At 56.1% G+C, this 14,378-nt stretch carries 3 protein-coding genes and 1 CRISPR repeat array (1 of these 4 running past the window's edge); all 3 genes read right to left on the bottom strand.

The genetic code is table 11. From position 1 onward, the window contains the following. Positions 1–8,543: direct repeats of the CRISPR family, unit length 37 nt; unit sequence TCTTCAACGAAATCGGCTCAGGGTTGAGCACTGAAAC; it reaches 21,098 nt to the left of the window's first position. 333 nt (positions 8,544–8,876) lie between these two features. The 3 genes from CJ255_RS02470 to lon all read right to left on the bottom strand — a co-directional run bounded on the left by CJ255_RS02470 (position 8,877) and on the right by lon (position 14,260). Then, positions 8,877–10,250 carry a flavin monoamine oxidase family protein gene (locus CJ255_RS02470; RefSeq protein ID WP_097642517.1) on the bottom strand — a complete coding sequence of 458 codons (1,374 nt, stop codon included), beginning with the start codon at positions 10,248–10,250 and terminating at the stop codon, positions 8,877–8,879. A gap of 180 nt (positions 10,251–10,430) precedes the next feature. After that, the gene (locus CJ255_RS02465) at positions 10,431–11,588 is read right to left on the bottom strand and encodes an NAD(P)/FAD-dependent oxidoreductase (protein ID WP_097642516.1); all 1,158 of its coding nucleotides are present in this window, start codon (positions 11,586–11,588) and stop codon (positions 10,431–10,433) included. A gap of 185 nt (positions 11,589–11,773) precedes the next feature. Next, the gene (gene lon, locus CJ255_RS02460) at positions 11,774–14,260 is read right to left on the bottom strand and encodes an endopeptidase La (protein ID WP_097642515.1); all 2,487 of its coding nucleotides are present in this window, start codon (positions 14,258–14,260) and stop codon (positions 11,774–11,776) included. Between the last annotated feature and the right edge of the window lie 118 nt (positions 14,261–14,378).

Raw genomic sequence — 14,378 nt, 5'->3', positions numbered from 1 at the left:
CGCAAATCTGGCCTTCAACGAAATCGGCTCAGGGTTGAGCACTGAAACATTTTGTAGAAATCAACAAACTCGTGCGTGCGCTCCACCCTTCAACGAAATCGGCTCAGGGTTGAGCACTGAAACCGATACACACTCTGCTTAAACTTCTCCGGCGGAAGGAACCCTTCAACGAAATCGGCTCAGGGTTGAGCACTGAAACCATCGAACTGCTGCGGGCTAATATAGCCCGCCGCCCCTTCAACGAAATCGGCTCAGGGTTGAGCACTGAAACGCGGCTGAGTGTATCGAACCACACCCGGAGCGACGAGCCTTCAACGAAATCGGCTCAGGGTTGAGCACTGAAACCTACCGTAACCCGAGCTTTGACACCAACAAGATCCCCTTCAACGAAATCGGCTCAGGGTTGAGCACTGAAACGGCACGGGACATGGCGAGTATTCGGATCGCCTGGGCCTTCAACGAAATCGGCTCAGGGTTGAGCACTGAAACTTCAGAATGCAAAAAGCCCCTCGCCATGCTTGCTGACCTTCAACGAAATCGGCTCAGGGTTGAGCACTGAAACGGGAAATGATTACATCGCAGGCACGAGCACCTACGACCCTTCAACGAAATCGGCTCAGGGTTGAGCACTGAAACTCGCTCGGCGGCAGCGGCCCGGGGCGATCTATCGCCACCTTCAACGAAATCGGCTCAGGGTTGAGCACTGAAACATGCCGAGATACCTGCCGACGGGGTGCATGCGGGGTGCCCTTCAACGAAATCGGCTCAGGGTTGAGCACTGAAACCGTTGGGGGCTCTAAGAATGGTTGGTGGCCATCTGCCTTCAACGAAATCGGCTCAGGGTTGAGCACTGAAACAGTGCAGCGCCATGCCGATCTGTTCCAAATAGACCGCCTTCAACGAAATCGGCTCAGGGTTGAGCACTGAAACTGGATGAATTGGCGCGTCGCCTCGCCCGCGATCTCGCCTTCAACGAAATCGGCTCAGGGTTGAGCACTGAAACGTTAGACAATCGAAACGGCTTCTGATCGCGCTCTCCCCTTCAACGAAATCGGCTCAGGGTTGAGCACTGAAACTGCCTGAACTGGCGAAGATGCTTGAGGATGTGTATGCCTTCAACGAAATCGGCTCAGGGTTGAGCACTGAAACGCGATGGGTACGCCGACAAGCAGTGTGACGGTACGCCTTCAACGAAATCGGCTCAGGGTTGAGCACTGAAACTGCTCGCGTCGCTTGGCGCGTTCAGCGGGGTCTGACTTCCTTCAACGAAATCGGCTCAGGGTTGAGCACTGAAACCGTGCCGCGCTGCGGTTGATGCGCTCACCCCCGCGCCTTCAACGAAATCGGCTCAGGGTTGAGCACTGAAACGTACAACCCAATCCCCATCGGAGTCGAGAGAGGAACCTTCAACGAAATCGGCTCAGGGTTGAGCACTGAAACTGACCGTGATGGCATTGAGTACGATGGAACTCACGATCCTTCAACGAAATCGGCTCAGGGTTGAGCACTGAAACATTCGAGCGCCGTGGTGTCGTGACACTGCACCCATCCTTCAACGAAATCGGCTCAGGGTTGAGCACTGAAACCCGCTACCGTGGTAGCGGGGGCTTTGCTGTGACTACCCCTTCAACGAAATCGGCTCAGGGTTGAGCACTGAAACTTGCCGATCTCAACGGCAGCAATACTACCTGTTGGCCCTTCAACGAAATCGGCTCAGGGTTGAGCACTGAAACATTGGTCTATGATTTTGGCGCGGTGTGCGTTGATGCCCTTCAACGAAATCGGCTCAGGGTTGAGCACTGAAACATTCACATACAGGGTATGCGTTCGCGCCTTAGCCCCCCCTTCAACGAAATCGGCTCAGGGTTGAGCACTGAAACTACGGTGAGGAGCCGGAGATTGAGAGCATTGCAGACATCCCTTCAACGAAATCGGCTCAGGGTTGAGCACTGAAACTCGCCCCGGGGAGTCGCACGGTGCAGGTTACTGCTCGCCTTCAACGAAATCGGCTCAGGGTTGAGCACTGAAACACGTTTGCAGTATTTGGAGTGTGTCGCCCGTTTGCCCTTCAACGAAATCGGCTCAGGGTTGAGCACTGAAACACCAGCGCATCCGCTACCTGGCCCGTGATGGTTTCCCTTCAACGAAATCGGCTCAGGGTTGAGCACTGAAACACCAGCGCATCCGCTACCTGGCCCGTGATGGTTTCCCTTCAACGAAATCGGCTCAGGGTTGAGCACTGAAACGAAATAGGGGCACCATGCAACGCTGACACCCACGGCCTTCAACGAAATCGGCTCAGGGTTGAGCACTGAAACACACGCTGCATTCACCACGCACGACGCGGATGGGTCCTTCAACGAAATCGGCTCAGGGTTGAGCACTGAAACTCTCCGGGGGGGCGTGGATTCCATGGACAGAGGGCTCCTTCAACGAAATCGGCTCAGGGTTGAGCACTGAAACTTGCGCTCTCCCTAGCGTAAGGGCGTTTTGTTATTCCTTCAACGAAATCGGCTCAGGGTTGAGCACTGAAACACGATGCACAGATGACGCTCAGTGCCTACATCCGCCCCTTCAACGAAATCGGCTCAGGGTTGAGCACTGAAACACCGTGCGCGGGTGATCAATCGCACGCTGCATTTGCCCTTCAACGAAATCGGCTCAGGGTTGAGCACTGAAACATGAGCGCCGCCTCGCTGATGGTCTGTGCCGCCACCCCTTCAACGAAATCGGCTCAGGGTTGAGCACTGAAACACTTGCGGTGGGTGCTACGGGCTGTCAACGGGTGCGAGCTTCAACGAAATCGGCTCAGGGTTGAGCACTGAAACGGGCGTTACCGTAGCGCCGCCATGGTCGTCGATGGTCGCTTCAACGAAATCGGCTCAGGGTTGAGCACTGAAACATAATCGGGCTGTTGGCAGTGTAGGGCGCTTGTTGTGCTTCAACGAAATCGGCTCAGGGTTGAGCACTGAAACTGTACCCGGTACAAGGCGTAGAGGGGGCACCAGCCCTGCTTCAACGAAATCGGCTCAGGGTTGAGCACTGAAACTCGCCGACATCAGGCACGGCCTCGCCTGCCTTGTGGGCTTCAACGAAATCGGCTCAGGGTTGAGCACTGAAACAGGTGCAACGAGTGCAGCACTGATGCAGCCGATGTATGCTTCAACGAAATCGGCTCAGGGTTGAGCACTGAAACGTGGGATCGTTGGCGGCGATGGGGTGGAGCGACTCTGCTTCAACGAAATCGGCTCAGGGTTGAGCACTGAAACTCGCCAAGCGCGAGCGCGGCCCAGTTCGCGCCAAGCCGCTTCAACGAAATCGGCTCAGGGTTGAGCACTGAAACGTCAATCCACCCCACCTGAGCCAAAGTGGGCGTGTTGCTTCAACGAAATCGGCTCAGGGTTGAGCACTGAAACGTGGGGTGCTGCCTGATGACGTGCTAACCGACCTGCTTAGCTTCAACGAAATCGGCTCAGGGTTGAGCACTGAAACAGGTCAGGCGGCGTGCCGCGCAAATCCTTCCAGTCAGGGCTTCAACGAAATCGGCTCAGGGTTGAGCACTGAAACACGGGTAGCGCGGTGGTACTGGGTGACGACGGGCAAGCTTCAACGAAATCGGCTCAGGGTTGAGCACTGAAACATCGTCGCCAACGTCGCCTCCGCCACGTGCTACCTGCTTTAACGAAATCGGCTCAGGGTTGAGCACTGAAACTTGTGGTACTATCTCACAAGGATCAGATCGACCTTCGCTTCAACGAAATCGGCTCAGGGTTGAGCACTGAAACTAATAGGAATGATTGTCAATACGAGGTCTATTGGGGCTTCAACGAAATCGGCTCAGGGTTGAGCACTGAAACTCGAGGATGGCGCGAACCATCGCGGCGCTGAAGAGAATGCTTCAACGAAATCGGCTCAGGGTTGAGCACTGAAACGCTCGTGGCCGCTCTACAAACAGCCAACGGGCCGCTCTTCAACGAAATCGGCTCAGGGTTGAGCACTGAAACGCGAGCGCCTCAAGCGCCACGCCGCAACGCTCTGCTTCTTCAACGAAATCGGCTCAGGGTTGAGCACTGAAACCTGCGTATGTGTAAAAGCTAGGCATTTTGCCACCATTCTTCAACGAAATCGGCTCAGGGTTGAGCACTGAAACATTCAAACAAGCTCGGTAGCAGGGTAAAGCCGGTGATCTTCAACGAAATCGGCTCAGGGTTGAGCACTGAAACTGCCTGCGCCGGGGGCGGTCATCAGCCGCCACATACACTCTTCAACGAAATCGGCTCAGGGTTGAGCACTGAAACTGGTAGGTGCCGCGATGGAATGACAAAGATGAGGGCTCTTCAACGAAATCGGCTCAGGGTTGAGCACTGAAACAATGCGACTGGCCACCATCCAGAGGATCGCCGCACGTCTTCAACGAAATCGGCTCAGGGTTGAGCACTGAAACAGTTCCGCTACGGTGTCGAGTGGGGATGGGGTGATATTCTTCAACGAAATCGGCTCAGGGTTGAGCACTGAAACAGATCACGGGCGAGGCGAGCGGCGAGGACGGCTCGGTCTTCAACGAAATCGGCTCAGGGTTGAGCACTGAAACTGGCGTGCTGGGTGTCTGGGGGCGGGAAGGGGCGCGGTCTTCAACGAAATCGGCTCAGGGTTGAGCACTGAAACTCGCAAGTGCTGCGAGTTTACGAATTGATAGTGGTCGTCTTCAACGAAATCGGCTCAGGGTTGAGCACTGAAACAATCTTTCACTATAGTATGTTGGCGGAATAATGAGCTCTTCAACGAAATCGGCTCAGGGTTGAGCACTGAAACCTGATGGATTTGGTACGTGTGTGGTGGCGGGTGCAATGTCTTCAACGAAATCGGCTCAGGGTTGAGCACTGAAACGTGCGCTCAGCCACGCGAGGCGCTGCTGGCTCACCCCTCTTCAACGAAATCGGCTCAGGGTTGAGCACTGAAACACGCCTTGAAGAGCCGGGCCGTGCGCTCTACGGCCTCTTCAACGAAATCGGCTCAGGGTTGAGCACTGAAACAAGAGTCGACTGGGAGGGGACGCTCTGGCTCTGGCGTCTTCAACGAAATCGGCTCAGGGTTGAGCACTGAAACAGACGCTACGCGGTTGCCAGCGGCCAGCATCGATGAATCTTCAACGAAATCGGCTCAGGGTTGAGCACTGAAACTGCATGTGCAATGGAAGTGGTTTGCGCAGTGGCACGATCTTCAACGAAATCGGCTCAGGGTTGAGCACTGAAACGCGAATTTCAGCGGATCGCGCTCCATCATCATATGCTCTTCAACGAAATCGGCTCAGGGTTGAGCACTGAAACTTTTTGTTGCGCTCTGCTGTTGGTTGTTTGACGTATCTTCAACGAAATCGGCTCAGGGTTGAGCACTGAAACGTCGGAGACGGGCGAGTGATGAAGCCGCTACAGGTAGGTCTTCAACGAAATCGGCTCAGGGTTGAGCACTGAAACCGCCAAGCTGTGGCACACTCGTGTTGGCACGGCTGGTCTTCAACGAAATCGGCTCAGGGTTGAGCACTGAAACAAGGGAAGCTAATCAAGTCCTGCGAGACCTTCCGCGTCTTCAACGAAATCGGCTCAGGGTTGAGTACTGAAACCCGCCACTGCGAGGCGGGCGGCTTCTTTCACCTGCCTTCAACGAAATCGGCTCAGGGTTGAGCACTGAAACTTGGGCGCGTGGTGCGTATCCTGCAGAGGAACGGCGGGGCTTCAACGAAATCGGCTCAGGGTTGAGCACTGAAACAGCAATTCGGGTGACACTTGGGGCAACTGGGTAAACTTCAACGAAATCGGCTCAGGGTTGAGCACTGAAACCCCGCTGGGGGAGGGGGCCGCGCTGGGGGAGGGGGGCTTCAACGAAATCGGCTCAGGGTTGAGCACTGAAACTATGGGGCGCGTATGTTTGCCGTTTGGATAGGTAAGAGCTTCAACGAAATCGGCTCAGGGTTGAGCACTGAAACTTGAGCCGACAAGGGGCACGGTAGCAAGTTGGTTAGCTTCAACGAAATCGGCTCAGGGTTGAGCACTGAAACAGGCGGAGATGGCCGGAATATCGAGCGAGAAGATGGCTTCAACGAAATCGGCTCAGGGTTGAGCACTGAAACGGGCGGCGCTTGGCCACGTTGCGCAGCCATGCCGGTTGCTTCAACGAAATCGGCTCAGGGTTGAGCACTGAAACACACTGGCTCTACCGCGAGATCCAGCGGCGTGGGCGCTTCAACGAAATCGGCTCAGGGTTGAGCACTGAAACGTACTTAGTCGCTTTCAGCCTCCCCGCGTGTATCCAAGCTTCAACGAAATCGGCTCAGGGTTGAGCACTGAAACTCGCTCACACGGCGGTCATTCAGAGTAATCCTTATTGCTTCAACGAAATCGGCTCAGGGTTGAGCACTGAAACTGTCCAGCGCCATCATTGCGGCGCTGGCAGGCGTTGGCTTCAACGAAATCGGCTCAGGGTTGAGCACTGAAACATTACTCAGTTCGATGGCTTTACGGGACATAGCAAGCTTCAACGAAATCGGCTCAGGGTTGAGCACTGAAACTCGCCTCCTCCGCGCGGTAGGTGTCGCGCCAGAGGGCTTCAACGAAATCGGCTCAGGGTTGAGCACTGAAACACCGACCGCCCATTCGGGGATGGTAACGCTACGGTTAGGCTTCAACGAAATCGGCTCAGGGTTGAGCACTGAAACGCATGCGCGTCCACAAATTGCTCAACCGGCAGCGGATGCTTCAACGAAATCGGCTCAGGGTTGAGTACTGAAACTTCTCCTCTCACAACCATCATAGCACGGTCACAAAAGCTTCAACGAAATCGGCTCAGGGTTGAGCACTGAAACTTACTTGATGATCCATGCCGTCACCTCCCCTCTATGCTTCAACGAAATCGGCTCAGGGTTGAGCACTGAAACCGCTGATCCTGCGCCGGGCCGCGTGCTGCTGTTGGGCTTCAACGAAATCGGCTCAGGGTTGAGCACTGAAACGTCGGTGTTGGCGTTGTTGTGCCGCCGGTGGGCGTGCTTCAACGAAATCGGCTCAGGGTTGAGCACTGAAACCAATGATGCTGGTTGCGGACGCCAACGATGTTCTCCGGCTTCAACGAAATCGGCTCAGGGTTGAGCACTGAAACATGTGCGTTCGCCATACATAGTAGTGAGGACATAAAGGCTTCAACGAAATCGGCTCAGGGTTGAGCACTGAAACGAAGAGCATCAAATGGAGTGCCGCAACCTCTACCTGCTTCAACGAAATCGGCTCAGGGTTGAGCACTGAAACCGCCAACAGGTGACGCGGGCGGCTCAGGCGTGACGCGCTTCAACGAAATCGGCTCAGGGTTGAGCACTGAAACGTTGCGGTGCCAAAATCGGGCACAGGCCGCCGTATCAGCTTCAACGAAATCGGCTCAGGGTTGAGCACTGAAACCTTCGGGGGTGCGCACGGGCGGGGGCGGCGGGGGCACGCTTCAACGAAATCGGCTCAGGGTTGAGCACTGAAACACACAGCCGCATTGATCTGCGGCGCACCGGGCGCAAGCTTCAACGAAATCGGCTCAGGGTTGAGCACTGAAACGTCACTTGGGCCGTTGCGCTCGCTGCACCTCACCCGCGGCTTCAACGAAATCGGCTCAGGGTTGAGCACTGAAACGTCACTTGGGCCGTTGCGCTCGCTGCACCTCACCCGGCTTCAACGAAATCGGCTCAGGGTTGAGCACTGAAACTCGAAGGCTCGCGGGATCTGGTTGCCGCCCTGGTGGCTTCAACGAAATCGGCTCAGGGTTGAGCACTGAAACAAGCAATTGTAAAGGTGCTGGCGGGGCAAGAGCTGGGTGCTTCAACGAAATCGGCTCAGGGTTGAGCACTGAAACGACGAAACGTGCCTCATCCTCGACTTCCTTCCCGCGCTTCAACGAAATCGGCTCAGGGTTGAGCACTGAAACGCACTGACGCGACGGCTCTTGGCGGTCGTCGGCGTCAAGCTTCAACGAAATCGGCTCAGGGTTGAGCACTGAAACACGTCGTCGGCATCTCCCTGCCAGTGTCGGCGGCAAGCTTCAACGAAATCGGCTCAGGGTTGAGCACTGAAACCCGAAACAACGAAAAGCCCCTACCGTTGGTGCGGTAGCTTCAACGAAATCGGCTCAGGGTTGAGCACTGAAACGCGATGTCGAGGACAATCTTGCCGGTTGCAGTACCAAGCTTCAACGAAATCGGCTCAGGGTTGAGCACTGAAACCTGGGTACGCGAGACGTGGGCAGTGCGACCGGGGTGTTGCTTCAACGAAATCGGCTCAGGGTTGAGCACTGAAACAGCCTGATCGGCTGTGATCGTTTCGAACGATCCGGCGGCTTCAACGAAATCGGCTCAGGGTTGAGCACTGAAACGTTCGTGCAGGGCGATCACTGGCAGAACGGCCAGGCTTCAACGAAATCGGCTCAGGGTTGAGCACTGAAACGGTAGCAGCCAGATCACCATTGCGCAGCATGGGGCGCTTCAACGAAATCGGCTCAGGGTTGAGCACTGAAACATTGTTTTAGGTCTGATCGTATTGACCGTTGGCACGATGCTTCAATGAATGATCAACGATAATTAGATTTGCCGGTGAAGGCGTCATGGTAGGTCATCGCAGGAGCAAGCGGGATCGGCAATTCTAAAGATCGTCACCGGCAAATCTAGTTGACATTTAACAGCCGTCCATTCTGCTTTGTCAGGACACCAGAGGATTGTTGTACGAGCCCCATTTGATGGGACAAGAAGCTACAATAGCGCTAATGACGGTGGCTGAATTGTTTCAGTGGGCGGCAATGCGCAATTGGAGTTTGCCTCGCGTGCAACTTTAGAAACAATAAGCAGAACATTTTTATAGCTCTAAGATCTGCTCGGCGACACGGAGTCCCGATAGATAGGCACCATGCGTTGTGCCGAAATATGCGCTATGCGATGCCTCGCCTGCAAAGAAGAGTTTGGCATCTACAGGCATTGCGAGCGTGTCACGCATGGATGGGGTTGAGCCGAGCGCGTTGTACGAATAAGCGCCCCGTGCAAACGGATCAGTTGCCCAGCGCGTTATCTGGTAGGCGCTGGGCTGGGGTGTCCCAGCCCCAAATATGATCCTCAAGGTCTCTATGGCGCTCGCCACAATCTGCTGGTCAGACCACGCCTCAATTTCTAGGCCATGGTCGGCAGCGTTAAAACCGAGCAAGATAGGCATCTGGGCGACGCGCTGAAAACTCACCCATTCATTCCAGACGCCGTGTTGGGCTGAAACATGCCCCAACCAATCGATGTCGTGAGGCCAAAAAGCTTGGTTGAAACGCAGATAGCATTTGTTCAACACCCCCATGCCGAGCGCTGCAAGCGCCTGGCGCTTTGCGCTCGGTAGTTCAGGTGTAAACCGCACGCTGTTGCTCTGCAATACGCCGAGAGGCAACGTAACCACGACACGGTCAGCGGCGAAGGTCATTTTCTCGGTGAATACCCGCACTTCATGCTCGCCCCAGAAGATCTCTTTGACTACCTGTGAAAATTCGATCGGCAAATCAGTTGCTAAATAGTCGGTGATGACCTGAAATCCACGCACAAACAGTGCGTCATCACCCTCAAAATCATCTGCACTATCATACCAATGGGCAGAGAGGCGATGTGCACTAGCCGCATACTCATGCTCGATCTCACTGCTTACAACAAAGTTGAGCAGGCGTGTTGCTGCCAATGACGGCTGCAAGCGTTGCGTGAGTGCGGCCACAGCTTGACGCACCGTAACATCGGCATCCCGCTGCTGTGCATTGTGCAACGCCATGCGCACCTGATTGCCTATCGCTTCTCTATGCGCTGCTTCGGCGTCAGTGAACAACTGACCGTTGGCATCGTACGTGGCCAACTTGTCATAGCTTGTCACCAAACGACGGGCTTGGAGCGTATCGGCCAAATCAGTCATAGGGTTGTCGCGCACGCCATGGATCCACGTTGCCCCAAGATCAAGCGGCATGTCTGGCCATGCGCTACTCGTCCAAAGACGTCCGCCGATCCGGTCACGCGCCTCCACAACAACCACGTCGTGTCCGTTGTGCCGCAGTTCCCTTGCCGCTGCAAGGCCTGCGAGCCCGGCACCAATCACGATGGTTCGCCCCTTGCTCGCCATCCCAGCACCGATACCCTCGCCTGTACCACAAGCACTGCTGCCACCGCCTAAGAAGATCAAAGCTAGGAGCTTGAGAGCATCACGACGATGCATGGGTTTCCTCAAATTCTCGTGATTGGGCAGCAGATGGGCGGCCCGTAGCAATGTGTGGTGAACCGCCTCTACATGCAATACTTTTCAAATACGACGGGTTTCTTGACGCAAAGGCGCAAGGGCGCAGAGTTTTTTGCATATGAGCGCCAAACCTTCGCGGCTTTGTGGCTTTGCGCGAGCTTAAATGATATTGCGCTCGTGATGGGCCGCACCCTGCTGAAAACGGGTGATGCGTAGCTCATCAATGTTGATCGTATGGGCGCGTCCGTCGAGCAACTCTTCGGCAATGAGCATGCCGGTGGCTGGGGAGTGCATAATGCCGTGACCACTGAAGCCGCTGGCGTCAAGGTAGCCCGGTAGGTCGGGGTGGTGGCCCAGGATCGGGTTGTGGTCGGGGGTGATTTCGTAGAGCCCGGCCCAACATTGGCTCTCGGCCAGCCCCGCTTCTTCTAGGATGGGGAAGCGCTGTAAGCCCGCTTCGAGTACCTGATCGAGCCAGGCCCAATCTACGTTCTGGTTGAAACTGCTTGGCTCGGCGGGGTTGGAACGGCCCATGAGCATACTGGCTCCTTCATGGCGCATGTAGAAGCCGCTGGCCATGTCAATGGTCAGTGGGATGGTGCCGGGAATCTGGGGGAAAGGGGTGGTCATGTAGATGTTGCGCCGGTACGGGCGTACCGGAATGCTAAGGCCCGCTAATGCCCCCACTTCACCAGCCCAGGGCCCGGTTGCATTGACCACAAACTCACAACTGACCGGATCGTGATTGGTGCGTACCCCCACCACGCGCCCGCCTGCAAGCGTAAAGCCGGTTGCGGTGGTGTCTCGTTGCAGGCGCACACCCATCGCTTGGGCGGCACGCACATAGCCCATCCCAATGCCATGCGGGTCTACATAACCATCATCAGGGCAGAAGGTTGCGCCTACGAGATCTGCGCTACGCATGCGCGGCACAAAGCGTGCAGCCTCCTGGGGGGTTAAACATTCAGTAGGCACTCCAAGTTCGCGTTGCAATGCCACGCTGCTCTGGTACTCCGCCCAGACCGCCGCATCGCTGAAGAGCAGCAGGTAGCCTACTTGACGTAACTCAGCATGGCCGCCGACTTCTTGATCGAAGTTACGCAGACGTTCAATGCTGTAGCGCGAAAGCTGGATATTGATCGCACTCGAAAACTGGTGGCGCACCCCGGCTGCCGAACGCGCCGTACTACCACAAATGGCTGAAGCCTCTTTTTCGAGCAGCAGCACATCACGGCAGCCGCGCAGAGCCAAATGGTAGGCAATACTCGCCCCGATCAGGCCCGCTCCAATAATGACAACGTGGGCGCGTTGTGACATGCTGATGATCTCCAAAGCCAGAACACATGTTCATTGCTGCAAAAGAGTGCAAAGGGATGGTTTCAGAGTACGTTTAATGTTTCTGGAACCTCTAGGATCGTGGGAGGGGTTTTCGGGGAGGGCGAAGCCCTCCCCGAACCCCTCCCTATTTACGATTCTTTCGGCGCAAAACAGGAATGTTCCTATTAGGCCGCAGGAGGGGCGACATGCGTCGCTGAAGCCGGATCGGCGGCAATCGCGGCCACGGCGGCGGTCAGGGCAACTTTGAGGACTTCGTCCATTGACGAGACCGGAATGAGTGTGAGGTCTTTGCGTACCTTTTCGGGGAGATCAACGATGTCTTTGGCGTTCTCTTTGGGCAGAATGAAGGTGCGAATGCCAGCCCGATGGGCCGCTAGGGTCTTCTCTTTGAGGCCACCAATGGGCAAGACTTTGCCCCGCAGCGTCACTTCACCCGTCATGGCTACGTCGCGGCGCACCGGCTGGCCAGTCATCGCACTGATCAATGCGGTGGTCAGGGTAATCCCCGCCGAGGGGCCATCTTTGGGCACTGCGCCTTCGGGGATGTGAACGTGGATGTTGTGCTCCTCGAAGTAGTTGGGATCGATTCCCAAATCTTTGCAGCGGAAGCGCACATAGCTCATAGCCGCTTGGGCGCTCTCCTTCATCACGTCGCCGAGTTGGCCGGTGAGCTGCAAGCCGCCTTTGCCCTTCACGGGCAGCACCTCAATGCTGAGAATATCGCCGCCGGTGCTGGTCCAAGCCACGCCAGTGGCCACGCCAATCTCATCACGCTCTTCAGCCAAGCCAAAGTTGAAGCGCTCTGGGCCAAGGTAGATGGCCACATCGGACTGATTGATGCTGTAGGTTGTCGCAATCTCCTCAGCGCCGGGCTCGCTGGCCGAGGCAACCTTACGGGCCACTTTGCGGCAGAGGTTGGCAATCTCGCGTTCGAGGTTACGCACCCCCGCCTCACGGGTGTACTTGCGGATAAGCTGAACCACGGCTTCATCGTCAATCGTAAGCTGATCAGCCTCAAGGCCGTGGAATTCGCGCTGCTTGGGAATGAGGAAGCCACGCGCAATCTCTAGCTTCTCGTCCTCGGTGTAGCCACCGATCTCAATGATCTCCATGCGGTCACGCAGCGGCCCAGGGATCGGTTCGAGTTGGTTGGCGGTCGCAATAAAGACTACCTTACTCAGATCGAAGGGGATCTCTAGGTAGTGATCGGAGAAGGTGCTGTTCTGCTCAGGATCAAGCACCTCAAGCAGGGCCGACGTAGGATCGCCACGAAAATCGGTGCCAACCTTATCCACCTCATCGAGGACATAGACGGGGCTATTGGACTTGACCGACTTAATGCCCTGGATGATGCGTCCGGGCATGGCTCCAATGTAGGTGCGGCGGTGGCCACGGATTTCGGCCTCATCACGCACCCCACCGAGGCTCGTGCGAATGAACTGGCGGTCGAGCGCCCGGGCAATACTGCGCCCCAGGCTGGTCTTGCCAACTCCAGGCGGGCCCACAAAGCAGAGGATCGGGCTGCGCATCTTGTTGCCTGCCAACTTACGCACGGCGAGGTACTCAAGGATGCGCTCTTTCACCTTCTCAAGCCCATAGTGATCCTCATCGAGGACCTTCTGGGCCTCAACAATGCTGATCTCGCTATGCTGCTCCTCACCCCAGGGCAGGTTGGTTAGCCAATCGAGGTAGGTGCGAATGACGCCAGCTTCGGGGCTATTCATGCCCTGCTGGGCGAGGCGTTTGACCTCGTGGAGCGCCTGGCTCTTGACATACTCAGGGGCGTCCATCTCATTGATCTTACGCCGCAGTTCATCAATCGGATCGTCGGAGTCGTCGTCTTCGCCCAACTCGCGGCGAATAACGCGCATCTGCTCACGCAGGAAATACTCACGCTGGCTCTGATCAAGCACCTCTTTGGTATCCTGCTGGATTTTCGCACGCAGCTTGAGCAGTTCGAGTTGGCGCGCCAACACGACATACGCTTTACGCAAGCGTTCAACCGGATCGAGCGAATTGAGAATATCCAAGCGATCACGGAAATCGAAAGCTGGCCCCCAAGTCACAATATCGGCCAAATGGCCTGGGCGCTCAATCCGGTGGACAAACTGCACCGCCTCTTGGGGCACTTCACCCAAGTGGTCTACAAATTCGTCAACCTGTTGCTTGACCGTATCCATGAGTGCCTGAACCTCCATGCCACCCGCATCGCCATCAAAGACAGGCGTACAGCGCACACGGTAGAAGGGCGCAATCTGGACGGCACCATCAATCTCGGCGCGATGGATGCCCTCAAGGATGACACGGGCGGTGCCATCGGGCAACTTCGCAAACTCCTCAAGGCGCGCAATCACCCCAATCGGCGGCAACTGCTGGGGCTGGGTACTCTTATAGCCTTCGAGTTCAGCTTCGCGTACAAAGATGAGCAGAACCTCACGATCCTCCTCCCAGGCCCGCTCCATAGCCCGGTAGGATTTGCCCTGCGGCACTTGGAGCGGAATGGTCATGTGGGGCATAATCACCATCTCGCCCAAGACCACTAAAGGCAAACGGCGTTCGGTAGGGGGCTCATCGAAGTAGCCCGACTCCAGAGCTTCAAGTTCGGAGTCAAGATGATGTTGGTTAGGGGCACGGCGCCTATTCTTTTCCATGAGAATCTTCCTTAGAAGCTGTCTGAAAAGCTAATGGGCACGCGTTGGAGTGCCGGCTTTAGCCGGCTGAAGCCGGCACTCCAACGCCAGTTCATAGACGTTTCAGACAGACTCTTAG

Source organism: Candidatus Viridilinea mediisalina (genome assembly GCF_002532535.1).
Taxonomy (GTDB): domain Bacteria; phylum Chloroflexota; class Chloroflexia; order Chloroflexales; family Chloroflexaceae; genus Viridilinea; species Viridilinea mediisalina.
The sequence above is the reverse complement of the archived record's forward strand: the minus strand, read 5'-3'. Positions and strand labels throughout refer to the sequence as shown.